The organism is Sorangium sp. So ce302 (assembly GCF_051530145.1).
Lineage (GTDB): Bacteria > Myxococcota_A > Polyangia > Polyangiales > Polyangiaceae > Sorangium > Sorangium cellulosum_B.
On sequence record NZ_CP150326.1, the window covers coordinates 7984687 to 8010137 of the forward strand.

Here is a 25451-nt window from a genome sequence, read left to right on the forward strand (position 1 = left end):
CCGCGCCATGGCCCACGGTCTGGGACCATTGTCTCGTGGGCAAAAAATCGCGGACCCAGATAGGCCGGCTTGCTCGCGAACCGTCGCGCGAGCTGCCCAGCAAGCGGCGGCGATCGACGCCGCTGCACGGCGCGGCTGAGGCGCAGGGCGTTCGGGAGGCGAGGTCGATGAACAAAACGATCAGGCTGTACGACGCAGGCCTCGGCCTGCTCATCCCCTGCCCGAGCGGGGTCATCTACTCGAATCAGACCTGTGGGAACATTTGCATGCAGCCCGAGATCGAGGGCGTATTCGTTCCGCTGGACGCCGAAGACGGGTGGCGCTCCCTCGCGGCGCACTTCGAAGGACCGAAGTACATGGGCAGCGGCGCGATGCTCGGACTCGACCAAGAGGACGCGGATGTCGTCGACCGCATCCTGCGCGAGCGTCGCATCGTCGGCATCGTGACCGACCGGGCACGCCTCGTAGACTCGCACGAAGCGTGGGTGCACGTTGTGATAGAAGGCGAATCGGACTGGAGCTGTTTCACTGGGTTCGGACCGTACCCGCGCCCTGGGATTCTTACCTGGCCCAACTCCGATTGAGGGCCGCGCGCTCGTCGGGCGCGTGCCGCTCGGCGGCGAGCGCCAGGCATACCTTGTCCTCGGCGGTCTTCGGCTGTCCGCTCGGCGCCGCCCTCTCCGGCGCGTTCGTACAGGTCCTCCCCCGCCTTGTCGCTTGCCACGGACGACCGCGAGAGGTACCTCGTACCCATGCCCAAGGACGCCAGAGTCTTCGTGTTCGATCACGTGTCGGTCGGTGTCGAGAACCTCGAGCGTGCTGCGGAGTTCTACGACGCCTGTCTGGCGCCGCTCGGCTTTGTCCGGCTCTCGCAGAACGCCCGCAGCGTGGCGTACGGGCCCGAGGGATACGAAGCTGAGCCGCCCTTCGCCATCGTCGCGTCCGGTCCTGACGCGACGGCTCCCGGTCGAGGCTTCCACCTCGCCTTCGTGGCGCCGAGCCGCGAGGCGGTCGATCGCTTCCATGCGGAGGCCCTCGGCAAGGGCGGTGTCGATGAAGGACCACCCGGCGTTCGCGAGAACTACGATCCCGGCTACTACGCGTCGTTCGTTCGCGACCCCGACGGCCACCGGCTGGAGGCGGTGTTGCACGAACGTTGACCGTGCGGCCGTCGGCCGGCTCGATCGCCAACCTGCTGGGCGGGGGGCCCCGAGGCCGATCGAGGCTCCGCCCGGCCCGTGGCCGGTCCGGCCGCCGCGGGTCTCGGAGCGCCGGGTGTACGAGCTCGCGGACGAGCTCGGGCTCGAGTCGTGATAGAAACGGACGAGAGGGGTCGCCATGCGCCGGATCATGTACGTGGAGAACAAGCGCGGCGGGCTCGACGGCGACGGTCGCATCGGCTGGGTCGAGCTCTCCCGATCGGGGCGGACGTACCATTACCGCGGTCGCCACCTGGCCAGGACGGGGAGCGGAACCAAGTACAACTGCGTCGACGAGGAGACGCGGGAGGCGTACTGGGTCTCCGGCCCACGCAAGGACGGCGCCGACAAGCTCTACGGCGGCGTCGTCCAGATCGACGAGGACGCCAGGGTCGAGTACTGGACGCGGATCCGCGAGCGGCCCGACCTCGTGGAGCTCACCGAGTACCGCGCGGGCGCCTCGACGCGGACCGCCGGCACCACGCGCCGCAACGACGAACGGGTCCGGGGCCGCGCCCGCTCCCGTCCACGGCCGAGCGCATGATCGCGGACGCAGCCGAGGGCGGCGGGGTGGCGACTGCCGCGCGCCTCCTCCGCGCGTCGAGGACACGCCCCCCGGTGCCGTCGACGCCGATCCGCCTCGTCCTCCGACGTGACGGCACGGGCTCGCGCTGCGCTCAAGCGACCCGACCGACCGCCAAACCAGCCGCTGGGACTCATTTCACGGGAGAAAGCCATGTCGTCTGTCGTTCTCTTGGGTGATTCAATCTTCGACAATGGTTCGTATACCAATGGCGAGCCCGATGTCGCCTCTCACCTCCGCGCGCTCTTGCCCTCCTGGCGAGTCACCCTGTGTGCTGTCGACGGTACGACCACCTCTGATATCGGACCCCAGCTCGATCGAATGCCGAAGGACGCGACCCACGTCCTCCTCTCGCTTGGCGGAAACGACGCGCTCTCGAACGCTGACATTCTCGGCCTGCCTGTCCGGTCGACGGCCGAGGCGCTGGACATGTTCCGCGAACGCGTGGACGCGTTCGAGCAATCGTACTCGTGGGCGCTCGAGGCCGTCGTCGCGCTCGGCCGACCGACCACGGTCTGCACGATCTACAACGGCAACCTCGCTCCCGGTGAGGCCGAGCGAGCTCGCATCGCGTTGATGACGTTCAATGACGTCATCCTTCGTCAAGCTTTCTCGCGCGCGCTCGACGTCGTCGACCTCCGCCTTGTTTGCTCGGAGGTGGGGGACTTCGCGAACGCCATCGAGCCGTCGGGCGCCGGCGGCTTGAAGATCGCACAGGCGCTCGTCCGCGCCCTGGGCGCCGCCGCAGTCCAGAAGCGAGCGACGACGGTGACCGCCGGCTAACAAGCCCCCACCAGAAAGCTTCCTTCGCAGCTCGCGCGCGGCCGACACCATCCTACCCAGGCGCTACCACGGCGAGCCTCTACCCACGACGCGTGGTTGCCAGGCGCAAAACGGAGCCGTCGGACGACGCCGAACGTTACAGAAGGCGCCTCGAACAGGCCCACCTGCTGCCGTGTGCGGTAGAACGTGGTAGCATCGCACCACGACGATGCCGGTCCGGCATGCCTTCCGTTGGGCAGAAGGAAGCAGACCTCCCGCAGAGAGCGGAGATCCGAACCATGCGAGCCACCTGCGCACGTCATGTCATGGGAGAGGCTCCTCGGCGAGCCACGTGCCCCGAACGAGCTTGTTTTCCTGAAGCCGAACGACGATCTGAAGCGCTTTACCGGGCAGGTTCTTCGCTTCTCGGAGTGCGTGACCCTGTTTCAAACTCTACGAGGCGCAGCGAGGCCGGTGGAGCCCACGTCCGAGGTCGTCCTTGGCGAACCGTGCGAGATCGATGGAGAATGGCGGCTGTTTGTCGTAGACGGTGAAGTCGTGACAGGTAGCATGTACCGGCCGAGCGGCGATTCACGCCTCCCTCGCGAGCTGATCGACTTCGCGGAGAAAGCAGCCTCGCGATGGGCGCCGGCGAGCGTGTTCGTTCTCGACGTCGCACGGGTCGACGGCGCGTGGAAGATCGTCGAGTGCAACTGCTTCAACGGAAGCCGTTTTTACTCGGCCGACGTGGAGCGCCTCGTACGAACCGTCTCCGAGCATCAGGAGCGGGCAACCTAGATCATGCCGACCTCTGCCCAATCAGGCGCTGGTGCCGACGGGCGCGTCGCGCCCGCGGCGCACCGCCAGGTCGTTAGACTGGCACCGATGACCTGGTGAAGCCATGGCGTGGAAGACTCTGCTGGATGATGCCCGATGGAACCACCGAGACAACCCGGACCGTGCCGACGAGCTCGTTGGACGGGCCATTCGTCGCGCGGAGGCGGAGACCGAAGCAGCAGAGCGCGTACGCGCCTTCGAGTCGATCGCCGACTACCTTGACGGCCGAGAGCGGTGGACAGAGGCGTCCATGCTCTACGGTCGTCTGATTGACCTACTGCGAGAGAATCACGTTTCACCGGATGAGCTTGCGGCGCGGCTCGCGCGCCATGCCGAGATCGCGTCGAGCGCCGGCGATCTGGAGTCTGCTGCGAAGCTGCTTGAAGAGGCGCTGAGTCTTTGGCGCGAGTCGTCACGAAGCACGCTGGAGCGGGGCGCTGCATGGTATGAACAGCTGGCCGAGGCGCGTTCGGCGGCGGCACGCCATATCGCCGCGTCCGCGGCGCGCAGCCGTGCGGCCGAGCTGTGCATCGAGGCTTCCGGCGAGTACTACCAGCCCCGTGTGATGCGTCATGCGAGAAGTGACGGTACCGTCGAGTACGCCGTCCACGATGTCTACTTCTCATTGTACGGCGACGTCAAAGGCTACACCCAGCACGCGCGCTCACCGCGGATGCCTTCCGTGGCCGCGCTCCAGCAGTGGCTGGAGGAGACATTGCCGGTGGCGGCAACAGGTGTAGTGTGCGGCGATCTCGGCTACATGCACTACGCGCCCGATCTCGCTCAATGGCTTCGGCATGTTCAGGAGGAACCTCTGGACTATGAACGCGATCCCGAGGATGAAGTCTAGCTGGCAGCTGGTGCGGACGGTGGGTCGCGTCTCGCTGCGCTCGGCGCGGCGCCCTGCAGCACACCCGTGGTCGTTGGGAGGGCGGGGGCTCGTGCCACGGCCGGCCGGACCGGAAGGCGTGTGCCTGCGCGGGATCTGCGCTCGATCGCCATGGCCGCCGCTGCACCTGCGAGATCCGCGACGGTCATTGCGCTCGTAATGCAGGGGCGGATAGCTTAAGATCCATGTGGGCCGCCGGCGGCGAGCCGGACGCGCGTGACACCAGGACCCACCGACGGGATCCAGCGATGGCAGACAAGAAGATCTCGAAGACCGAACCCGAGTGGCTCTTGCTGCTCGGGCCCCACCGCTACCGAATGCTCCGCTACGGCAACACCGAACGTCCGTACACGGGGCAGTACTGGAACCACCACGGAACGGGCGTCTATCGATGCGCCGGCTGCGGCACCCAGCTCTTTTCATCGCAGACGAAATTCGACTCTGGGACCGGCTGGCCAAGCTTCAGCGCAGTCCTCGACGAGAAGCGGATCGAGCGCCGAGCCGACCGGAAGCATGGCCTCGATCGGGTGGAGATCGTATGCGCGCGCTGTGATGGACATCTGGGGCACGTCTTCGACGACGGGCCAGCGCCGACGGGCGAGCGCTTCTGCATCAATTCCGCCTGCCTCGAGTTCGAAGGCGGATGACTCGCGAGACGGCGAACGTCGCGTCGACGCCTTGCCATGGCGGGGTGAGGCTGGAGGCATTCACCGACGGCGCCAGAACAGGATGCGAGGGGTCGGCCACTACCCCAGCAGCCATACCGCCGGGCTCTGCTCGACACGTTCACCGGCGAGTGTCGCAGCGCTGTCGAGGATCTGGGTCCACGGCAACGCTGCGTACCCGGCGCGGTGGGCAAGGTCGGCGCCGAGCGCAGCGACAAGCAGGGCGTGCGCCGAGGGCACGTTGTAACCCGCGGCATAGAGTGGGTTGAGCTCAAGAACCACTGGCTGACCGCCTCGAGCGAAGGCCACGTCAGCCACGTAGTTCGCCGGGAGGTCAGCCGTGAGGAGCGCTGGGACGAGGTCGCGAACCGCCCGCTGGACCACCTCGCTCCTGGCAGTGAGCTCATCGGCGAGGAGCCGGCGCGCGTCGTCGATGAGGACCTCGAAGGGGCCGTGGTAGCTGGTCATGAGGAGCCGGCCACCCAGCACCGTCAGCCGCACTTCGAAGGGCACCCGGATGGCGTTGCGGTCGCCGGGCAGGGTGGCGAGCTCGATGCGCTCGAGGTCGAGGTGCTCGCGCAGGGCGAGGCCACCGACGTCGAGAGCGACACGCAGGCGGCGGACCACCTCGAAGACCGTGGCCTCGATGTCCGCCTGGTTGCTGCCGTAGTAGAGCTCGGGGTTGGCGGACTTGGCCGACGAGTAGAAGCCGCGGACGAAGACCCCGGCGTGGGGATCGATCTCCGCATCGAAGAGGGCGCCGTAGATCGCCTCGGTCAACAGACGGCGCACGGCCGCGGGAGAGTCGATCGCGGCAGCGACGGCGGCGTCCACGGGCAGCAGCGCGGTGCGCGGCGTGGGGACACCGGCGTTCGTGAGGACCGAGTAGAATCGATCGAGCCCGAGGACCCGCTCCACATGCTCGGGGAGGTCGAGCACGCACGCGGCGCCGGCAGCGACCGCTCGAGCGAAGACGGAGTGGTATGGGGCGCGGGGTAGCATCGGCAGATCGATCCAGGACACACTGCCGCGGACCCCCTGCGGCGCGTCGAGCTGGGCGACGTCCCAGACCGCGAGGTCCCAGCCATGAAGGCGGGCGAGCTGGGCCCAGAACGCATGGCGACGCCGGATCATGGCCACGTTGCGGGGGTCGGCCTGGGCGTCGAAGGCACGGTGGAGGTCGGAGATGAGAGCGACGCGGGACACGGGTCAAGCATCGCACTTTTCCCTGGATCAGGACGACTCGGCGCCCCAGGTGACAGCGTGGCGTCCTCATTTGAGGACTCTTGTCCTGGTTTGGCTTTGGGCCTCGTAGGAGCGGTTCGGCTCGGCCGGAAGTAGAGCAGCCCGCGGCGACTAGCCGCGGCGCGGCGGCGGGCCTAGGAGACCGCGCATGCCCGCAGCCACCCAGATCGGCATCCCCACGCTGGTGCGCATCAAGCCCGGGGCGCTCCCGCGCAGCGGGCTCTACCTCGCGCGGGCGGCGCGCCGCCACGTCCTGCTGCTCGCGAGCGCGGGGACGCCGGCCGCCATCGAGGCGGCGATGCGCGAGGGCCTGGACGCGCAGGCGATCGAGGTCGTGGCCCGGCGCGAGGTCGCCTCGGCCAGCGTCGAGGAGGCCTCGGCGCTCCTGCCCGCGCTCCCCACGCGCTGCGACGCGATCGTCGGGCTCGGCGGCGGCCGCGCCCTCGACACGGCCAAATACCTCGCGTCCCTCGCCCGGCTGCCGTTCCTCGCCGTGCCCACCTCGCTCTCGAACGACGGCTTCTGCAGCCCTTCGGCGAGCCTCACGGTGGGCGGCAGGCGCCGCTCGCTTCCGTGCGCGGTGCCGTTCGGCGTGGTGGTCGACACCGAGGTCTGCCTGCGCGCGCCGGAGGTCCTGTGGCTCTCCGGCGTGGGCGATCTCGCGGCCAAGGTCACCGCGGTCCATGACTGGAAGCTCGCGTTCCACGCGCGCGGCGAGCCGGTCAACGACTTCGCCGCCCTGCTCTCGGACGCGACCGTGTTCCAGTTCATGGCGCGCCCCCGGCGCGACCTCGAGGGGATGCGCCTGCTCGCGACGGCGCTCATGCTGAACGGCATCGCCATGGAGATCGCCGGGTCGTCCCGGCCGGCGAGCGGCAGCGAGCACCTCATCTCGCACGCGCTCGACCAGACCTCCGGCCGGCCGCGGCTCCACGGCCTGCAGGTAGGCACGGCCGCCTACGTGGTCAGCCAGCTCCAGGGGCGGGAGACGGACCTCATCGCCGCCGTCCTCGACGCGACGGGCTTCTGGGATGCGATCCGGGCAGACCCGTTCTCGCTCGACGAGTGGATCGAGGCGGTCCGCGTCGCGCCGGAGATCAAGCCCGGCTACTACACGGTCCTCTCCTCCCGCGACTGCGTATCCGAGGTCGAGGCGATCCTCCGGACCGATCCGCGCCTGAAGGGGTGCTTCGCCTGACCCGCCAGCCGCGCTCAGTCGCGCGCCGGCGAGGAGGGGCGCCGCCACGGGCGGCGGGAGGTCCGCGCGCGGAGCTAAGGCCGACCGCGGGCGGGGGCGCCGTGGCCCTCCTGGAGGTGCCGCGCCAGCAGGCTGTCGCCGAAGTCGTCCTGGAGGTCGCGGAACACGGTGTGGATGTGATCGCCGCCGCGGTTGTCGTACTCGATGAGGTGGGTGGGGCCGTGGATCCGGTAGTAATGCGACTGCTTCGGCGCGGCGCCGCCCGCCCAGGCGAAGTGCAGGCGCTCCACGCCGGCGCGCGCGATGCGGTCGAGGTGCCCGTCGGCGACGTCGGCGGGGAAGTTGCGGGCATAGACCTCCAGGAGGCGCAGCAGCGCGGCGCGCTGGGCCGGGGTCATCTCGGCGGCGGGCAGGCCGTCGAAGCTCGCCAGCGCGGCCCGACGGGAGGCCTCGGTCACGAGGTCGGGCGGCGCCGCGGGGGCGATCACGGCGCGCTGACGCTGCGCGGGGGTGAGGGAGGCCAGGAACGCGCGGCCGAGATCCTCCTCGACCGCGAGCACGCGCAGGCCCTTCCGGGGACCCGAGGGCACCTCGGCCGGGTTGGCGCCCAGGAACGCCGGGGTGGTGGCCACGCCGCCTCCTGCAGCGGTGAAGTTGAGCGAGACGTGGTGTCCCTCGAAGCGAAAGCCCCACGGGGCCTGGGGCCCGGGCTGGCCGAAGAGAGCGAGGTGGTAACGGCCCGGGTCGCGGAACGCCGGGTTGCCCTCGATGCCCCCGAGGATGCCCTCGAGCAGCAGGACGCCCTCGAGCTTCCGGTAGCCCTCCGGGCTGAGGCCGGCCCGGAGGAGCGCGTGCGCCGCGCTGCGCTCGCCGCCGTCCATGTCGCCGATCGCGAGGCCGGCGCGGCGGCGCGGGACGTAATGCCAGTCCTCGCGCTCGCCGCTCTGGAACGCGAGCAGCGCCCGGCCGCGCGCCTCGGCGTCGAGGCCGTCGAGGAAGGCACGCGCGGAGGCCGCGATCGCCTCGGCCGTGGCGCGTCCCGCAGCGCCGCCCGGCGGAGGCGCGGCGCCCGGAGGCCCCGCGGGCGCCGGAGGCTCGGGCGGGGCAGGCAGGACGCCCTGCCCGGCGGCCTGCTGTGCCGGCGCGGACGGGCTGCCCGGCGCGGCGGCGGGCTCGCCGGCCGGGCCTTCCTGGGTTCGCATGCTGTTGCACGAGGTCGTCGTCACGAGCGCGAGCAGGATCGCGATCCACGAGCCCGGCCCGGACGGGCGGGCGCGGCGCGGCTGGAGCGCGCGCGGGGCCGCACCGACCCGCGCGATCGTGCCGTCACCGGGGCTGGCGAGGCGATGTCCCGCGGATCGAGGTGTGGCGCTCACGTCTGCCGGTGCGCGGCTCAGGGGTTGAGGTGCGCAAGCGCGGTGATGATGCGTTCGGCGGTGTCGGCGGGCCAGGGAAAGACGCGGCTCACGGCACGTTGGTGTGCGAATCCGTGCAGGCCGAACCACAGCGCGATCGCGTCGGCGACCGGGTCGGCGCTGGTGGAATGCCCGGCGGTGACGCAGCCGCCGAGGGCGTCGATGAGGATTTGCAGGGCTTCCCGGCCGAGCGTGGTCAGGTCCCGCTCGGTCACGGAGCTGTCGCCCAGCGTGGGTATCCAGAGGCCACCGAACATGGTGCGGTAGCGCTCTGGATGACTCCGGGAGAATTCCAGATAGGCGTTGCAAACGGCGTACAGCCGCTCTCGTGGATCGTCGCCGGCCTCTTCCACGGCGCTGCGCAGCCTGCTCTCCAGCTCGGTGAAGGCCTGCTGCACGACGGCCAACATGATGGCCGGCTGGTCGGGGAAGTGGGGGTAGATCGAGGGGGCGGCGATCCCGACCCGGCGGGCTACCGATCGCAACGTGATGGCGCGTTCGTCGCCGGCAGGTCGACAACCGCGCGACCTACATCAGCTTCGGGCTCGCCTACGTTCTCGGCCACGGCGCCGCCGCGATCTCCAGGGGAGCCAGCCCCCTGCTCGCGTTGCCCGGCTGGGTGCCCATGATGCTCCTGGGAACGGGGCTCGCGGTCGGCACCGTCTACGCCACCGTCGCCGCCACCCGCGCCCAGCGCGGCGTGAGCGAGTCCGACGCCCTGTCCGGCAAGTTGCTCGGCGCTTCCTGGGTCAGCGCCTTCACCGCGCTGTTCCTCGCGATCACCGGCCTGGCGTACACCCTCGACATGCCCGACCTGCAGCCCATGCTCTGGCCCACCGGCTCCGGCCTCATCGTCGGCCTGATCTATGTCAGCGAAGGCGCCGCCCGCCGCAACCTGCTGCACTACGGCCTCGGCACCTGGCTCGCCCTGATCTCCACCGCAGCGCTCTTCCTCGGCACTCCTGGCCTCTTCTGGGTCCTCGCCATCGCCGGCGGCGGCGGCTATGCCGTCGCCACGGTCCTCGAGCGCCGTCGCCTGACCGCGCGCGCGAAGCACGCGCTGACCCATCCGGGATGAAGCGGAAGGTGATGTGATCGAGCGTCGGCGCCGCCCCTTCGAGCTCGTGGGCGCGGCGGCTCGCGCCGGTCGACACGGCCTTGCACGCCTCGACGCATGGGCCGCAGTACATGCGCTCGCGCTGCTCCAGGTGCCAATCGCTGGCGCAGGCAAGATGGATTGAAGGGCATCGTGTCGATTCCAAACGGCCCGCCTGCGACCATCCCGAGCGCGGGGCGCCTCGATGCGCATGGCGAGCACCCCGCGACTCCACCTCTCCTCGGGATCGTATGTCGGCATGGGGCGCAGGATAACACGATAACCCGCGTGCACCCCTGCCGGCCACGCCGGCGACTCTGGCCCCCTCTCGCTCCGGGCCCCGGCACGACTCCAGGTCGCGACTTGACAGCTTCCCAGGATCCAGCACAATGGACGCCATTTCGCTCATCACAAGGGCCGCCAATCGACGAAGGAAGACCGTGGAGAGCAAGACCAAGAACACGAAGACACGCCCGCAGATCGCGGCCATGGCCGCCAGGGCCTTTGGCGGCATGACGCTCGCGGACGGCGACGACGCCGTGGTCGAGCTGAAAGACGGCTGGTTCAACGCGGCCTACAGCGTCCGGCTCGCCGATGGCCGGGAGGTCATCCTCAAGATCGCGCCGCCGAGAGACGCGGAGGTCATGTTCTACGAAAAGAACATCATGGCCACCGAGGTCGCCGCCATGCGCCTGGTCCGGCGAAACCCGGCCATCCCGGTGCCCCAGATCTACCATTTCGACGACGCCCGCGACCTGTGCGACTCGGACTACTTCTTCATGGAGAAGATCGCCGCGGACAACCTCGAGCACGTGAAATCGAGCCTTTCCCCCGAGACGCAGGCGTCCATCGACCTGCACATCGGCGAGATCGTCCGGGAGATCAACGGCTTCACCGGCACCTATTTTGGCTACGAGGGCAACCCGGACCTGCGCGCGAGCACCTGGAGAGAGGCGTTCACCAAGATCATGGAGTCGGTTCTGGAAGACGGCGCCCGGAAAGGCGTGGCGTACGACCAGGGCTACGACGAGATCCGCGCCGCCGTCCTCAGGCACGCCCCCGCGCTGGACGAGGTCATTACTCCTTGCCTCGTCCACTGGGACGTCTGGAACCCCAATGTCTTCGTCAAGGAAGGCAGGGTCGCCGGCATCATCGACTTCGAGAGGGCGCTCTGGGCCGATCCCTTGATGGAGGCCCAGTTCCGGCTGCTCTCCTCCGACGGCATCACCAGCAGCATGCGCGGCTATGGCAAGACCTCCTTCACCTCCGAAGAAGAGCGAAGATGCCGCCTGTACTCACTGCACCTCGCCCTGGTCATGAACACGGAGTGTTATTACCGCAACTACGACACCGACTCCGTCCTCAACCTCTCCAGGCAATGGATGGGCGAACACATGGCCTGGCTGAGCGCGAACTGAACGCTCATGGGCGAGAGCTCCAGGGTTGAAAAGCTGGGGACCGAGCGGGTCGGGAAGCTGCTGCTGGAGATGTCTTCCCAGACCACGTTCTCGCTGCTGGTCTTTACCGTCTACAGCCTCACGGACATCTACTTTCTCTCCGTGGGCGTCAACGCGCTGGCCGCAGCCGCGGCCTCGATCATCTCGCCGGTCCAGATCGCCCTCGGCGCCGTCGCCACGACCGTCGGGGCCGGCGGCGCCTCGGTGGTCTCCAGGGCGCTCGGCGAGCAGGACCTGGAGAAGGCCTCCCGGACGGTGGCAAGCACCTTCCTGATCTTCTGGACGGCGGCGCTCGCCATCACGGTCCTGGGCTCGGTCTTCATCGAGCCGCTCGTCTACCTGCTCGGGGCCACCGACAGCGTCGCCCCCTATGCCATCGAGTACGGGCGGATCATCTTCCTCGGCGCCATCGCCGGCACCGGCTACTCGGCCATCGTCAGGGCGGATGGCAACGCCAGGTACTCGACCGCCATGTGGATCATCCCGATCTGCGTCAACATCGTCCTTTGCTGGCTCTTCATCCTCATCTTGCAGATGGGCGTCTCCGGCGCCGCCCTGGCGACGGTCTGTTGCCAGGCCACCTCGGCCGGCATGGGCCTCCACTTCTTCTTTTTCAGGAAGAACCGCTCCTATCGCATCAAGGCGTCTTATTTCAGGCCGGACTGGCCCATCATCATCGAGGTGGTGAAGATCGGGTCCCCCTCGCTCATCAAGAGCGCCAGCGTCAGCCTGATCGCCATCGTCACCAACAACCTGCTCCGGCGGATCGGAGGCGACAGCGCGCTGAGCGTGTTCGCGATCGTGAGCCGGCTCTACTCCGGGCTGCTCGCGCCGCTGACGGGCATCGTCCAGGGGATGCAGCCGCTGGTGGGGTACAACTTCGGCCAGAAGAAGCTCGAGCGGGTGCGGGAGGCCATCCGGCTCTCCCTTGGCGCCGCGGTCGTCTATGGATCGCTCGTCTGCGGCGTCTGCCTGGCGACGCCAGCCGCGCTGATCGCCCTGCTCTCCAGGGAGAGCACGATCATCGCTGAAGGGCAGACAGCGTTGCGGCTGCTGGCGCTCTCTTACCCCCTGACCGGCGTGGCCATGGTCACGGCGGCCTCGTTTCAGTCGGTGGGCCGGGCCAGGGAGGCGCTGCTGCTCACCCTCGGGGGCATCCTGCTGGTCAAGCTGCCGGTGCTGCTGCTGGCCTCCCGCCTGTTCTCCCTGACCGGGATCTGGGCCTCCGAGGCGATCTCGGAGCTGATTCTTTGCATCGTCTCCTTCGTGCTGCTGAAGAACGCCCACGCTGGTTCTGGTCATAACATGGCAAGAGCGCCTGACGCGGGCTGAGCCCGCCTCCAGACCGCCGAAAAACGGCGCAGAGGCCATCTGCGTACCGCAAATGTGTCCATTGACACTCGTCGCGCGGTGCGGCTATACACACGGCCATTCGCCTGCTGGTTGGCGCCGTTCGTCTCAAAACACAGCAGGCCCGGACGTAAGTAAACAGAAGCAACGATACCAGCCGCGGCGCGCGGCTGAGGAGGGAGGCATCGATGAAGCTCTATGAGTTCGCTCCTACCCGCTCGATCCGTGTGCGCTGGGCGCTCCAGGAGCTCGGCGTGGAGTTCGAGACCATCCAGGTCAACCTCCGGGCCGGCGAGAATCGCCGCCCCGAGTTCCTCAAGCTCAACCCGGCCGGCAAGCTCCCCGTGCTCGTCGACGGCGACCTCGTGCTCAGCGAGTCCGTTGCCATCGTGCTCTACCTGGCCGAGAAGTACCCCGACAAGGGGCTGCTCCCGGCAGACCCCAGGGAGCGGGCCAAGGTCAACCAGTGGCTGCTGTTCGCGGCGACCGAGCTGGAGCAGCCGCTGTGGCGCATCGCGCGTCACAAGTTTCTGTATCCGGAGGACAAACGCCAGCCGGGCGACATCCCCGTCGCCCGCGAGGACTTCAAGGCCATGGCCGACGTGCTGGAGAAGCACATGGATCAGCGGCAGTTCGTCGTCGGCGACAGCGTGACGGTGGCCGATCTCGTGATGGCCTACACCCTCGACTGGGCCAACGAGGCCCACCTCCTGGACGACTTCCCGCAGCTCCGGACCTACATGGATCGGATGTACGCCCGGCCGCACGCGGCCCCGCGCATCGCCCAGGCGTTCGCCAGCCTCAACGCGTGAGGGGCAGGTGGCTGGAGGAGCTCTCGTCCTCCAGGCCGAGGGCTTGCTCGCCGCCGCCGTGACGCAGCGCGCGCTCGGCCGCCACGCAGCGCACGCTCGGCGACCGCGCGGCGCGTCCGCGCGCCCCGTCAGGCCGGCCGGGAGATCCCCCGCGATGCCCGTGCGCGACCCGCGATGCGCGATGATAGAGTGGCGCGATGAGCCGCCGCGTCAGCAGCGACGGGACCGGGAGCCTCCAGATCCACTTCGCCTTCGATCGCAGGCTGGTGGACGTCGTGAAGTCGCTCCCGTCCCGCCGCTGGAATCCCGAACAGAAGACCTGGCGCGTCCCGGAGACGCACGTGGTCGCGGTGGTGGAGGTGCTGCTCGCCGAGGGGTTCGGCTTCTGCGAGGTGACGCAGCGCCTCTACCGGGAACGCGGCGGGGCGCTCGCCCTCGACGAAGGGGGCGTCACGCCGCTCCCCACCGCGGAGCCAGCCCGAGCCGATGAGCCGCGCAACGGGGACGCGCGGCCGAGGCCAGCGGTGGCCGCGTCCGACTTCACCGTTTCGAAGCTCAACGGGCAGGTCCGCGCCGCGCTCGAGGCGGCGTTTCCAGCGTCGATCTGGCTGGTGGGCGAGGTCTGCGGGTACAACCGGGCCGCCCACAAGAGCATCGTCGGCTTCGAGCTCGTCGAGCGCGACGCCCTCGGAAAGGAGCTCGCCCAGGTCAAGGCGACCCTCTTCGAGAGCGCGCGCGCCGAGATCGAGCGGCGCCTCGCCGCGGCGGGCGACCCGTTCCAGATCGAGGACGAGATCCAGATCCGCGTGCGCGGGCGCGTGGAGCTCTACGTCCCCTGGGGCTCGTACCGGTTCCTGATCGAGGACCTCGACGTGGGCTACACGCTCGGCGAGGCCGCCCGGCGGAGAGAGGAGATCGTCCGCCGGCTCGCCGAGGAAGGGCTGCTCGATCGGAACCGCTCCCTGCCCTTCCCCGCCCTGCCCCTCCGCGTGGGCCTCGTGACCAGCCTGGGCTCGGACGCCTACAACGACGTGCTCGGCACGTTCAGGGAGTCAGGCTTCGCGTTCCGCGTCGTGGCGCACGGGGTCCGCGTCCAGGGGCGGCAGACGGAGCCATCGGTCCTGAACGCCCTCGACTACTTCCGGGCGCGCGCCGCGGAGCTCGACGTGCTGCTGATCTGCCGCGGCGGCGGCTCGCGCACCGACCTCGCCTGGTTCGACTCGGAGCCGATCGCCCGCGCCGTCGCCACATTCCCCCTCCCCGTGGTCGTCGGCATCGGGCACGAGCGAGACATCTCCGCGCTCGATTTCGTGGGCTTTCGCGAGAAGACCCCGACCGCCGCGGCCGCGATGCTCGTCAAACGCGTCTCGGAGGCGAGGGATGAGGTCGAGTCGTCGCTCCTGAGCATCCTCGACCAGGGCCGGCGGGTCCTCCGGTCGGCCTCGTCGGATCTCACCCGCCGGGCGGCCCGGGTCCCGCGCTCCGCGTCGCTGCTGATCGCGCGCCGCGCGGGCCAGCTCCAGGAGGCGGTCCGCCAGCTTCGCCAGGGGGCGAGGCGCGATCTCGACGCCGCCTCGCATCGGGTCGACGAGATGGCATCGCTCCTCGGCCCGCGCTCGTCCCGGCGGCTGGCGCTCGAATCCGAGCGCCTCGAGTCGCGCGAACGGCGCCTGCGCCTCCTCGATCCGCGGCGCGTCGTGGAGCGGGGATATGCGATCCTGCGCACGACGGAAGGGGCGGTGCTCACCGACGCGGCGCGCGCGCCCCAGGGGACGACGCTCATCGCCGAGCTGAAGCGGGGCGTGCTGCGGCTTCGCTCGGACGGATCGGAGGAGACATAGGGTCATGGCAAAGCCGAAGCGCGGGACGAAGGAGCTGTCCGACGGGGACACGGCAAGCCCGCAGCGCGCCACGAAAGAGGTCTCGTATGGCGAGGCGTCGTCGCGCCTCGAGGAGATCTTGCAGAACATCGAGGAAGGCCAGGTCGACATCGACGCGCTCTCCGCGCTCGTGAAGGAGGCCGCGGATCTGGTGACGCTCTGCCGCCAGAAGATCCATGCCGCGGAGATCCAGGTACAGACCATCACCGAGCAGCTCGAGCGCGAGGCGCCGGTGACAACGGACGCGGACGACGAAGACGAGGACGACGAAGACGACGAGTAGGCGGGCGCCGGCGACCCCTATGAGCGCGACGTTCCGGCCCGCCAACTACCGGGATGTCGGCGAGATGCTCGGGCTCTGGCTCGACGTCTCGCCGATCCCTGCCGGCCGCCTGCTCCGCGGCGGGCGATTCGATCTCATGACAGCGGCGAGCGACCTCGGTTTCCCCGGGACGATACTGAACCTCCGGCGCGGCGCCGATCCTGGTCACCTCACGGGAATCAAGGTTGTCCACGTCGCCGCGGAGGACGACATCGAGAACTACGACACGCGGCAGCGACGGGTGAGGAGCTGGATCGGAAAGGCTCTTTCCTCGCTCGCGGCCCCCGCCCTCCCCTGGCCTGTCTACGTCCACTGCACGTCGGGGAGAGACCGGACCGGGGTCGTCATCGCGGCGGCGCTGCTGGCGATCGACGTCCCGCGGCAGGTCGTCGCGGAGGAGTACATGCTCAGCGACGGCGCCGACCGCATCGCCATCGATCGGGCCATCGAGGGCATCCTGGAGTGGCTGCCATCCGCCGAGGTCGACAGGGCAAGGCTGCGAGGCGCGCTGACCTCGGACGTAGGCAGCTGAGCCGCCGACACGCAGGGGTTTCCGATCGGACCATCGAGGCGACCCAGGTCACCCAGGTTGAGGTCGCGCCGGATCGGCGCGCAGGTCGCAGGGGCGGCGCGCGGGGACGGCCACCGGCGCCCGCGCCTGGCATCACGGCACGGCCGGGCGCCAGCGTGCGCCGTCCGGCGGCGGGCAGCGCTACGGCAAGCCGAACGCGAAGAGCGTGTTGCCCGGCGTGCCGATGCCGAAGCTCTCGTAGCCGCTCCCCCAGAACACCGTACCGCGCGTCACCGCCGGCCCGGCGTTGACGGAGCCGTCGGCCGGATGGCTCCAGAGGACGTCGCCCGTCTCGGCGTCGAGCGCGTGGACGTCACCGCTCATCGAGCCGCCGTAGACAACGCCGTTCGCGACCGTCAGCGGCCCCCTGGTCTGCGCGCCCGGCGTGGGATCGGGCGTCTGCCACAGGATGTCGCCCGTGGCGGCGTCGAGCGCGCTCCACGAACCCCAGTGGATGACCTCCCCGGAGGGCTGCAGCGTGTATTCGACCTGGCCGTTGTTGCCGATCGGCACGTAAATCCTGCTCTCGTCGACGGCGACTCCCCACATGATGCCGCCCAGCTCCCCGCCGGGACCGACCAGCGTGCTCCACACCACGCTCCCGTCGTCCCGATCGAGCGCCCAGAAGATACCGCTCTTCTGGCCGGCGCCGACCAGATCGCGGCGCTCCGCCCCGTGGCCGGCCGTGAAGAGCGTGGCGCCCGTGCCGAAGTCGTAATCCGGGCCCGCCGGATCGGGGCACCAGTCGCCGCCGAAGTAGCAGGCTCCCGTCCAGGCGTCGAAGCCCTGGAGCCGCCGCGCCCACTTCAGCGCGCCGGTGCGGAGGTCGAGCGCGAGGACGGCGTCGATATAGTCGTCCGGCGCAAGGCAGGCCTCGGCGGCGACGGCGTCGTCGCCGGCGGCCTCCACACACGCGGAGACGGACGGCGGCACGGTGTAGTTGTTGCCGGTGGTCACGTACAGCGTGCGGCGCTTGAGGTCGATCGCGGGCGCGCCGCCCCACACGGCGCCGCCGGTGTAGCCGGCGGGCACCGTGTAGCGCTTCCAGAGCACCGCCCCGGTCCCCGCGTCGAGCGCGACCACGCTGCCGCGGAAGCTGCAGCACGGATAGGCGTTGTCCGCCGCGAAGAGCTCCTCGCGCGAGGAGACACCCACGTACACGCGGCCGCCATGCACGACGGGAGACTGCGTGATGATCGCCGCGGGGTGCGTGTCGAGCTGCCTCTTCCACAGGAGCGCCCCGGTGCGCGTGTCCACGGCGATCATGTGCGCGCCGGCGAGGGTGCCGAGGAACATCGTGTGGCCGTGGAGCGCGGGGGTCGTGCGCGAGACGGCGCCGGCCGTGCCCGTGAGGGCGGCGATCGTGCGCGTCCAGATCGGGTGCCCGGTCCTGGCGTCGAGCTTGTACAGCTTGCCGCCCCCGTCCGGAAAGTAGACAGCGCCGTGGTCGACGGCCGGCGTCGCGGGGACGATGCCGGTCGTGGTGAAGGCCCACTTCACGGCGAGCGATGCGACGTTCGATGGTCCGAGGTGGTGCTCGTCGCGCGCGTAATGCGTGTTGGCCAGATCGTAGCCATAGACGGTCCAGCGCCCGGCGCCCGTGCCCATGGCCGTGCTCCCCAGGACGACATTGAGCAAGGCAAGACATAGGGCGGCCCCGATCGCGGACCGGACCCAGAAGATGCGTTTCATGGTGCTCCTCCTGGGGCATCGAGGTGAGCGGCGATCGGCCTCCCGATACGCCAGTTCCGTCGCCTCTGCAGCACGAGGCCCCAAGTCTAGGTCACGCGGAATCGAGCTGGGCGTCAATCGGATAGAGAAAGGCGGCGCGGCGGCGCGGAGCCCCTTCCCATGGCTGGATACCGGGGTAATCTCGGCCCCTCGGGAGGTGGGCCACGAACCGGAACAGCACATCGAGTCCGCGCTCGCGGGCGACGACCACGAAGACCACTGCAGCGAGGAAGAGCAGCGCCGGGGAGCCGGAGAAGTCCGCCGCGCCGCGGAAGGCCGCCGCGCCGAAGGCTCCCGCGAGGCAGAAGGGCGCGGCGCGCAAGAAGGAGCCGCCGCCCTCGCCGGTGCCGAAGCTCCTCGGCGTCCTGGAGTCCCAGAAGCAGCTCGGCGGCGCGTCGTACCCGCCGACGCTCGAGCGGCTGACGGAGCTGACCGGTGACACGCTCGCGGTGACGAGCAAGGCGCTGACGACCAGGGAGGCGAAGGGGCGCGTGCTGCTCTCCCGCGCCGCGGGAGGCAAGAAGAAGCCAGCCCCCAGCGCCACGCTGGTGCTGCTCGCGGAGGACCTGGAGGCGGTCGCGCAGTCCGATCGGCTCCTGGAGGTGCAGCTCCAGTCGGCGCGGACGGCCGACGCTCCCGCGGTCGATTTGGCGCAGCTCCCTAAGGGCCTCTTTCCCGCCCTGAGCCGCGCGTTCAAGGCGGCGCTCGATCAGCGCATCGCCGAGCGCCGGCTCCCCCGCACCATCGGCGCATTGCTCGGGAAGAAGCCGCTGCTCTTCTTCCTCGCAGACGCCGTCCTCCCGGCCGCCGGCGCGCCGGCGCGGCCCGCCGCGATCGCGACCGACGGCGCTGCCCGCCCCACGGCCGCCGACGGCCCCGGCAGCTCGGCCCCCGGCAGCGCCGGCACATCGGCCCCCGGCGGCCCCGGCGCGCCGGCCATCTCCTTCGCCGATCGCTTCGACGCCGCCTTCTCCTCGCTCGACCGCGCCTCCGGCCGCCTCAACTACGTCACCCTCCACGCGCTCCGCGCCGCGCTGCCGGACATCCCGCGCGCCACCTTCGACGAGGAGCTCGCCGCGCTCCGGCGGCAGCGGCGCTACTCGCTCGACCCGTCCGACGGCCGCCATCACCAGATGGCCGAGGCGGAGCGCGACGCCGGCATCATGGAGGCCGGGAACCTGCTCGTCTACGTGGCGCGGAGGGACGACGCATGAGCGAGGAGCCGACGTTCGAGCGCTTCCTGGCGGCGGTCCGGGGCACCAACCCGTTCCGCAGCCACCGCATCACCGACGTCGGGGGCGGCGAAGCCACGGTCGAGTCGATCCACAAGAGCGCCTTCACCAAGCTCGTGCGCGTCGTGCAGGACGCCGCGAAGGAGCCGGTCAGCATCGGCGCGCTGCTCATCGGCGCGCCAGGCGTCGGCAAGAGCCACCTGCTCGCGCGGCTGTTCCAGTGGGCCGGGGAAGACAGGGCGACGGTCGTCTACCTGCACAACATCCTCGCCTCGCCCGAGCGGATGCTCCGGTACGTGCTCAACGCGACCGTCAGCGATCTCGCGGGGCACCGCGGCAGCGACTATACGCAGTCGCGCCTCTACACCGTCCTCAACCGCGCCGTCATCCGGACGGGCGCGCTCAAGGGCCGCAGGATGATGACGGGCCCGAAGGAGATCGAGGCGCGCAAGGAGGCGCTGGCCCGCCTCGGCGCCAAGATCGACCCGCAGAACGCGGTCATCCCCGTGCTCAACGCGTTCCTCACCGGGACGTCGCACGCGAGCCTCGGCGACGCCGGCGCCGAGAAGCGCGCCCAGGCGGCGGTGCTGTGGCTCTCCGGCGAGACCCTCGGGCCCGACGAGGCGCGCCTGCTCGACCAGGCGGCCGGGGAGGACGGCCTCGCCCTCGCGGACGACGCCGCGGTGGAGCGCGTCCTCCACGTCCTCGCGCACCTGTGCGCCCTCGCCGAGCTCCCGCTCGTGCTCTGCCTCGACCAGATCGACAACCTCGACGCCGAGGCCGTGCGCGCCCTGATGTCGTACGCGCACGCGCTGCTCGACCGGGCGAAGCACCTCGTCGTGATCGTCTCGGGCGTGAAGCAGTCGATGCTCTCCCTGCGCACCGGCGAGGTGATCCCGGCGGCCGCGTGGGACCGCATCGCCGAGCGGATCCTCGAGCTGCACATGGTCTCGCCGGAGGAGGCCCGCGCCATCCTCGAGGGGCGGCTCGACGCCGCGCTCTCCGGCTTCGAGGAGAAGGAGATCGAGGAGGTCATCGCCGCGCGCAAGCGCGATCGGCTCTTCCCGCTCGGCAGCGCGTGGCTCGAGCGGCGCCTCGACGGCGTGCAGGAGCTCCGGCCGCGGGACGCGATCCTCTGGGCGCGCGACCGCTGGGAGGCGCAGCAGGATCGGCTCGCGGCCGTCGGCGGCAAGCGCTGGCTCAAGGAGTGGCCCGGCCCCGAGGACGGGCCGAAGCCGCCGCCGGTGAAGCTGGAGGACGTCATCGACGCCGAGGTGAAGAAGAAGCTCGTCGAGGGCACGACCCGCCGCCGGCTGCAGCAGGCGTCGCTGCCGCCCGACGAGGACAACCTCGCGAGCCTGACCCACCACCTGCTCGCCAGGTGCGCCGGCAAGGGCGCCTCGACGCTCCTGAGCGTCGAGCACGCCACCGCGAAGAAGCGCGGCAAGACCGCCCCCGCGCACCACCTCGTGGCCAAGGAGAAGCGCGCGGACGGCGTCATCGTGACCACCGGCGTGACGTTCCTCTGCGCGCCGAGCGGGCACGGCGCGCGGCTGCCGCTCCAGCGCATGGTCGAGGACACGAAGCACACGGACAAGCGCATCCTGGTCACCGACGAGGAGCGCCGGCCGCTGCGGCTCGGCGGCGCCGGCAAGGCCGCGTACGACGCGCTCTGCAAGCTGGGCCGCCAGCGCTTCCTCCACCTCCACCTCGACTTCGCCGGGCACGCGGAGCTCGACTCGCTGGTGGGGCTCCTCGGCGCCACGAGGAGCCATGATCTCGAGATCGAGCACCCCCGCGGGCAGTACCGCAAGGTGACCGAGGCCGAGGTGCTGGCGTCCTTCGAGCGCCAGAGCCTCCTGCTGGCGCACCCGCTGCTGCGCGAGCTGCTCACCGAGGAGCTCGTGAAGGGCGGCGGGGACTCGACGCCGCCCCCGGCGTGGGATCCGCAGCAGACGCGGGAGCACATCATGGCCGAGCTGTCGTGGCGCCTCGGCCTGATGGCGAAGGAGCTCGCGCAGATCTTCGCGAGCCGGAAGAAGCTGCACGAGAAGCGCTTCCCGGAGGTGTGGTCGCACATCAAGAAGACGGCGCAGGCGCTCCATGACGAGGGCCACGTCCACGCGACCGCGACCGACGACGACCTCTTCGTCCAGCTGCGGGGCAAGAAGTGAGGCTCGTGCACGTCAACGTGACCCAGCTCCGCGTCGCGGCGACGTGCCCGAGGCTCCACTGGTTCGACGCGCGCGCCACGGCCGAGCGGCAGGACGGGCGGACGGTCGTGAGCCGTATCTGGCGCAAGGGCGGGGAGGCGCCGGGCTGCGGCGCGCTGTTCCACACCGCGGTGGAGCGCTTCAACGCCGCCGCGGCGAGCTCGGACGAGGTGCTGGCGGCGCTGGAGGCCGCCGGCGACGCCCCGGGCCTCCAGCAGGCGCTGATGCGCTGGTTCAACGCCTCCTGCCTGAACCTCGACGCGCTCGCGGCGCGCCCGGTGCCGCTGCGGCTGGGCTTCATCTCCGCGGTCCAGCTCTACATGGAGGAGCTCGCGCGGCTCGCGGCGCACGCGAGGGCCGCGGGCCTGCCCGCGGCGGAGCTCCGGGCGCAGCTCTTCGGGGACTCGCGCAAGCGGGTCGACGTGACGTTCCACGTGGGGGAGGACGTTCACGTCCACGTGACCGGGGCGATCGACTACGTGTACTTCGATCCGCGGCTCGGGAAGCACCGCATCGTCGACTACAAGCTCACGCCCGCGACCTCCCCGAACAGCGATCTCTTCCAGATCTTCACGTACGCGCTGATGCACCACCACCAGCACGGCACCCGGCCGGACGTGGCGGTGTTCTACCTGCACCCCACGCGCAGCGTCCGCGAGGCGCGCTGGGAGGAGATCGAGGCGAAGCGCGGCAAGGTCTACGAGCTCATCGCCAGCATGGTGGCCTGGTCCGACCACGCGGTGGGCGCGGGCGGGCTCGCCCCGCCGGGCGACCGCGCGTACTGCGGCGGCTGCAAGCACGAGCGCTCCGGGGCGTGCGTCGCGCAGCTCGGCCACAAGGACGTGGGCGCGTGGGACAGGCGCTGGACGGCGCTGGAGGCCACGCGCGGCGGCGGATCGCCGGAGGGGCGCGAGCCCGCCGCGGCCAGCGCGCCGGCGGCGGACGAGCCGGCCGCGGACGAGCCGATGGTGGAGGACGATCCCGAGCTCGATGAGGCGCTGGCGGTCGTGAAGCCGGCCGTCGAGCGCCCGAAGCCGGCGCCGGCGCGGGGCCGCGGGCGAAAGGCGCCCGCGGAGGCGCCGCCGGGCGGTGCCAGCGCCAGGCCGGCGGAGGCGCCGCCAGGCGGTGCCAGGCCGGCGGAGGCGCCGCCAGGCGGTGAGCGCTCGACCCCCGCGGCGCTCGACGCGGGAGCGAGGCCGCCGGAGGCCCGGACCGCGAGCGTCACCGGCATGCTCCTCGGCTTCGACGACGGCGGCTCGCCCGTTCGCGTGGACCCTGCGGTGCTCCGGACGCACGTCTCGGTCGTCGGCGCGGCGGGGAGCGGCAAGACGTGGATGGCCAAGGTCATCGCGGAGGAGGCGCTGCGCGCCGGTGTCCCCGTCGTCGCGATCGACCCCCAGGGCGATCTCGTCCAGATGATGGAAGCGCGCCCGCCGTCCGACGTGCCGGCGGAGCTGCACCGCGCGTGGGAGGAGCTGAGGGAGCGCATGGAACCGCGCATCCTCACGCCCGGGTCCTCGCACGGCCTGCGGCTCTGCCTCGACCCCCTGCGGCTCCCCAGCGCGGGCGAGCTCTCGCACATCGCGAACCCCGCGCTCCGCGCCGAGGAGGAGGAGGGCTTGCTCGTGGCGGTGGCGGCCAACCTCGTCAGCCTGTGCGCGTGCGGCGGCGAGGAGGAGTCGCAGCGCACGTTCCTCTACCAGGTGCTGCGGCACCTGCCGCGCGCGGCGCCGGTCCGGCTGAGGGACATCGTGGCCGCCGTCACCGCGCCCGAGGACCTCGGCATCGACGACGTCGACAGCCTGATCCGCAAGTCCGAGCGCGAGCGGCTCGCGCGAAAGCTCAACACGTTCGTGCAAGGCCCGTCCGCGCGGCTCTTCTCGGGCGGAACGCGCCTCGACTTCACCGAGCTGCTACGGCCCTCGAAGCCGGGGCGCGTCCCGCTCAACGTCGTTTACCTGAACGCGCTCAGCAACGACGATGAGAAACACTTCTTCCTCGCCGCCCTCGCGACGGAGCTGTACCGCTGGATGATCACGACCGTGGACGCGACCTCCGGCGGCGTGAACCTGCTCTTCTACATCGACGAGGCGCGCGACTGGATCCCGGCCGGCGGCAGCAAGCCGCCCGCCAAGCAGCCGCTCATCCGGCTGTTCACCCAGGGCCGGAAGTACGGCGTCGGCTGCTTGCTGTGCACCCAGAGCCCTCGATCGGTGGATTACAACGTGTTCGGCAACACGAGCACGAAGCTCATCGGGCGGCTCGAGGCGGCCCAGGACGTGGAGCGCGTGATCGACTGGTTCACGATCGAGGGCGGGGCCCCTCCGTGGGTCGCCGCGCGCAAGGGGGCGCCGAAGGGGAGCTTCGTCGCGCGCTGGCCCGACATGCCCGCGGAGCTCGCGGGCCGCGCGTTCAAGGGGAGAACGCTCTTCACGCGCCACGCCGGCGCATGGTCGCCCGACCGCGTGGAGCGGGCCGTCACCGAGGCGGGGCTCCGTGGCACGGGCGGGTGAGGCGGCGAGCGAGGGCGGGGTCGACGCCTTCTCACCTGCGCCGCGAGGCGCTCGGTTCCGGCATCGCCCCATGCTTCGTGGGCGAGTTGATGGAGTCGGCCCCACTCGCCCTGGCTTCCGGCTCCAGATCGAGTTTTCGTAACAGAATGACATCTGGCAGGGAGATCGACATGGCAAGCGGAAACCCAAGGAACCCGACGCTACACTTCTGGGATGTGCCTGCGGCGCTCCTTGGGCTCGCAGTGGCTGGCGCGCTCTCTCGGATACCGCTCTTGGGAGAGTACGGTCTCCTGTGGATCGGAGCTCCGGCCGCATTCGTCGCCTTGCGGCGTCTGGCTCTACCCCAGCTCACGCCGGCGGCCACTGCGCCCAAGCCGAGTCTCTCCATCTGGCAGAGGCTTGGTGCCTACTTCTGCCTGATCCTTGGGGGTGTCATCACCTTGATTGCCGGCATAGCGTTCTATATCAACGCCACGAGGGAGACACGTCCCGAGTTCACATGGCAACTGCTTCTCCCCATTGCGATTGGCGGCGCGCTTGCTATGGTCGGTATCCGACGACTGACATAGCCCATCCGTACCGGCGCCTTACCGCGGTCTGCGCATTTCCCCCGTCATCTCGTCTGCGCTCCGCCTTTCCTCGCCTGTCGCCGAGCAGGGTGTCGATGAGGCCGAGGAGGGCGCGAGCGGCGCGCAGGGGCGGCGGAGGGCGAAGCGCTGCCACGTCGGGGGGAGCAGCAGATCGGGGTGGCGCGCGATGAGCATCTGCGCGCTGGCGAGGAGCTCTGCTTCGAGCAGCGGAGCGGGGTCGGGCAGTCGCGCGGCGCAGGCGTACGCGCACGGTGAAGCGCTGCGCGAGCGCGAGCGGTCAATCCTCTGCCGTCGCGGCGCTTGCGGTCGGCGACGTGGGCCGGTTGCCGAGCACGCGCGACACGAGCGCGAGCAGCATCTCGCGCGCGTGGCCGCGGTCGACGGCCGGATCGCGTAGCCGGATCGCCTTGCTGCCGTCCAGCACGGCGAGCAGCATGGTCGCGAGGTCCGCCGCCGGCAACGTGTCGTCGACGAGGCCGGCGGCCTGTCCGCGGGCGATCGCGCTGGCGAGGAGCTGCTTCATCTCGGCGCTGTGGCGCCGGAGCCGATCCGCGATCGCGGCGTTGCGCTGCGACTCGGCGAGCAGGTCGAAGAGGAGGGACGGCCCCTTGCCGCTGTAGAGATCGGCCACGAGCGCGGGGAGGTCGCGCGCGTCCTGCACGTCGCCCGACAGGTGCGTGGCCGCTTCGTCGAGCACGAGCTGGAAGAGGCCCTCGAGGATGGCCTCCTTGCTCGGGAAGTAGTGGTAGAGGTGCCCAGGGCTGACGCCCGCCTCGGCGCAGATGCTCGCGATGGAGGCCTGCACGCCCTCGGCGGCGAAGCGGCGCAGGGCGGCGCGGAGGAGCTCGCGACGCTTCTTCTCGTGCTGCTCGGGGTTGACAGTGCGCATGC

The 25451-nt window shown here is 70.5% G+C and carries 24 protein-coding genes and 1 pseudogene; 19 read left to right on the forward strand and 6 right to left on the reverse strand.

Annotated elements, in window-relative coordinates; all coding sequences use genetic code 11:
- Positions 1 to 35 precede the first annotated feature (35 nt).
- The 7 genes from WME73_RS30135 to msrB all read left to right on the forward strand — a co-directional run bounded on the left by WME73_RS30135 (position 36) and on the right by msrB (position 4917).
- Positions 36 to 584 (forward strand): DUF6210 family protein, encoded by a 549-nt coding sequence (locus tag WME73_RS30135; RefSeq protein WP_437911783.1) that lies wholly within the window; start codon positions 36 to 38, stop codon positions 582 to 584.
- Between the two features lie 168 nt (positions 585 to 752).
- Positions 753 to 1160 carry a VOC family protein gene (locus WME73_RS30140; protein ID WP_437911784.1) on the forward strand — a complete coding sequence of 136 codons (408 nt, stop codon included), beginning with the start codon at positions 753 to 755 and terminating at the stop codon, positions 1158 to 1160.
- Positions 1161 to 1338: 178 nt separating this feature from the next.
- Entirely contained in the window at positions 1339 to 1743 is a 405-nt protein-coding gene (locus WME73_RS30145) for a 1-deoxy-D-xylulose-5-phosphate synthase (protein ID WP_437911785.1), read from the forward strand.
- A gap of 192 nt (positions 1744 to 1935) precedes the next feature.
- Positions 1936 to 2565: an SGNH/GDSL hydrolase family protein gene (locus WME73_RS30150; RefSeq protein WP_437911786.1), complete on the forward strand. Its 630-nt coding sequence runs from the start codon at positions 1936 to 1938 to the stop codon at positions 2563 to 2565.
- Positions 2566 to 2865: 300 nt separating this feature from the next.
- Complete coding sequence (locus tag WME73_RS30155; protein WP_437911787.1) at positions 2866 to 3342, forward strand: ATP-grasp domain-containing protein; 477 nt, start codon at positions 2866 to 2868, stop codon at positions 3340 to 3342.
- Between the two features lie 103 nt (positions 3343 to 3445).
- Complete coding sequence (locus tag WME73_RS30160; RefSeq protein WP_437911788.1) at positions 3446 to 4231, forward strand: hypothetical protein; 786 nt, start codon at positions 3446 to 3448, stop codon at positions 4229 to 4231.
- Between the two features lie 287 nt (positions 4232 to 4518).
- A complete protein-coding gene (msrB, locus tag WME73_RS30165; protein ID WP_437911790.1) occupies positions 4519 to 4917 on the forward strand; it encodes a peptide-methionine (R)-S-oxide reductase MsrB in 399 nt (132 codons plus the stop codon).
- 99 nt (positions 4918 to 5016) lie between these two features.
- Here msrB and WME73_RS30170 read toward each other — a convergent pair whose 3' ends face one another.
- Positions 5017 to 6141, reverse strand: coding sequence for an ATP-grasp domain-containing protein (locus tag WME73_RS30170; RefSeq protein ID WP_437911791.1), 1125 nt, complete (start codon positions 6139 to 6141; stop codon positions 5017 to 5019).
- Positions 6142 to 6328: 187 nt separating this feature from the next.
- On the opposite strand from WME73_RS30170, the gene WME73_RS30175 reads away from it, so the two are divergent.
- Positions 6329 to 7378 carry an iron-containing alcohol dehydrogenase family protein gene (locus WME73_RS30175; protein WP_437739849.1) on the forward strand — a complete coding sequence of 350 codons (1050 nt, stop codon included), beginning with the start codon at positions 6329 to 6331 and terminating at the stop codon, positions 7376 to 7378.
- Positions 7379 to 7452: 74 nt separating this feature from the next.
- Here WME73_RS30175 and WME73_RS30180 read toward each other — a convergent pair whose 3' ends face one another.
- Positions 7453 to 8754, reverse strand: coding sequence for a DUF3500 domain-containing protein (locus tag WME73_RS30180; RefSeq protein WP_437911792.1), 1302 nt, complete (start codon positions 8752 to 8754; stop codon positions 7453 to 7455).
- A 17-nt stretch (positions 8755 to 8771) separates the two neighbouring features.
- A pseudogene (locus tag WME73_RS30185) lies at positions 8772 to 9299 on the reverse strand (TetR-like C-terminal domain-containing protein); the annotation flags it as partial.
- Between the two features lie 26 nt (positions 9300 to 9325).
- On the opposite strand from WME73_RS30185, the gene WME73_RS30190 reads away from it, so the two are divergent.
- The 7 genes from WME73_RS30190 (at position 9326) to WME73_RS30220 (ending at position 16242) form a co-directional block, all read left to right on the forward strand.
- The gene (locus WME73_RS30190) at positions 9326 to 9871 is read left to right on the forward strand and encodes an ABC transporter permease (protein ID WP_437917445.1); all 546 of its coding nucleotides are present in this window, start codon (positions 9326 to 9328) and stop codon (positions 9869 to 9871) included.
- Between the two features lie 458 nt (positions 9872 to 10329).
- Entirely contained in the window at positions 10330 to 11307 is a 978-nt protein-coding gene (locus WME73_RS30195) for a phosphotransferase family protein (protein ID WP_437911793.1), read from the forward strand.
- Between the two features lie 6 nt (positions 11308 to 11313).
- Positions 11314 to 12678 carry an MATE family efflux transporter gene (locus tag WME73_RS30200; RefSeq protein ID WP_437739854.1) on the forward strand — a complete coding sequence of 455 codons (1365 nt, stop codon included), beginning with the start codon at positions 11314 to 11316 and terminating at the stop codon, positions 12676 to 12678.
- Between the two features lie 206 nt (positions 12679 to 12884).
- A complete protein-coding gene (locus WME73_RS30205) occupies positions 12885 to 13508 on the forward strand; it encodes a glutathione S-transferase family protein (protein ID WP_437911794.1) in 624 nt (207 codons plus the stop codon).
- 197 nt (positions 13509 to 13705) lie between these two features.
- Positions 13706 to 15349 (forward strand): exodeoxyribonuclease VII large subunit, encoded by a 1644-nt coding sequence (gene xseA / locus WME73_RS30210; RefSeq protein ID WP_437911795.1) that lies wholly within the window; start codon positions 13706 to 13708, stop codon positions 15347 to 15349.
- 4 nt (positions 15350 to 15353) lie between these two features.
- The gene (gene xseB, locus WME73_RS30215) at positions 15354 to 15671 is read left to right on the forward strand and encodes an exodeoxyribonuclease VII small subunit (protein WP_437739857.1); all 318 of its coding nucleotides are present in this window, start codon (positions 15354 to 15356) and stop codon (positions 15669 to 15671) included.
- 19 nt (positions 15672 to 15690) lie between these two features.
- Positions 15691 to 16242 (forward strand): tyrosine-protein phosphatase, encoded by a 552-nt coding sequence (locus tag WME73_RS30220; protein WP_437739858.1) that lies wholly within the window; start codon positions 15691 to 15693, stop codon positions 16240 to 16242.
- A gap of 180 nt (positions 16243 to 16422) precedes the next feature.
- Here the strand turns inward: WME73_RS30220 and WME73_RS30225 are convergent, their stop codons facing one another.
- Both WME73_RS30225 and WME73_RS30230 read right to left on the reverse strand, forming a co-directional pair.
- Entirely contained in the window at positions 16423 to 17973 is a 1551-nt protein-coding gene (locus tag WME73_RS30225; protein WP_437911796.1) for an outer membrane protein assembly factor BamB family protein, read from the reverse strand.
- A 91-nt stretch (positions 17974 to 18064) separates the two neighbouring features.
- Positions 18065 to 18334, reverse strand: coding sequence for a hypothetical protein (locus tag WME73_RS30230; RefSeq protein WP_437911797.1), 270 nt, complete (start codon positions 18332 to 18334; stop codon positions 18065 to 18067).
- 22 nt (positions 18335 to 18356) lie between these two features.
- Here WME73_RS30230 and WME73_RS30235 point away from each other — a divergent pair, with 22 nt between their 5' ends.
- The 4 genes from WME73_RS30235 (at position 18357) to WME73_RS30250 (ending at position 24539) form a co-directional block, all read left to right on the forward strand.
- A complete protein-coding gene (locus tag WME73_RS30235) occupies positions 18357 to 19226 on the forward strand; it encodes a hypothetical protein (protein WP_437911798.1) in 870 nt (289 codons plus the stop codon).
- A complete protein-coding gene (locus WME73_RS30240) occupies positions 19223 to 21418 on the forward strand; it encodes a hypothetical protein (protein ID WP_437911799.1) in 2196 nt (731 codons plus the stop codon). The genes WME73_RS30235 and WME73_RS30240 overlap by 4 nt, the downstream gene beginning before the upstream one ends.
- Positions 21419 to 21423: 5 nt before the next feature.
- The gene (locus tag WME73_RS30245; protein ID WP_437911800.1) at positions 21424 to 23970 is read left to right on the forward strand and encodes a helicase HerA-like domain-containing protein; all 2547 of its coding nucleotides are present in this window, start codon (positions 21424 to 21426) and stop codon (positions 23968 to 23970) included.
- Positions 23971 to 24140: 170 nt separating this feature from the next.
- Entirely contained in the window at positions 24141 to 24539 is a 399-nt protein-coding gene (locus tag WME73_RS30250) for a hypothetical protein (protein ID WP_437791603.1), read from the forward strand.
- Positions 24540 to 24837: 298 nt separating this feature from the next.
- Here WME73_RS30250 and WME73_RS30255 read toward each other — a convergent pair whose 3' ends face one another.
- Positions 24838 to 25449, reverse strand: a complete 612-nt coding sequence (locus WME73_RS30255; RefSeq protein WP_437911801.1) for a TetR/AcrR family transcriptional regulator — start codon at positions 25447 to 25449, stop codon at positions 24838 to 24840.
- Positions 25450 to 25451: the final 2 nt, after the last annotated feature.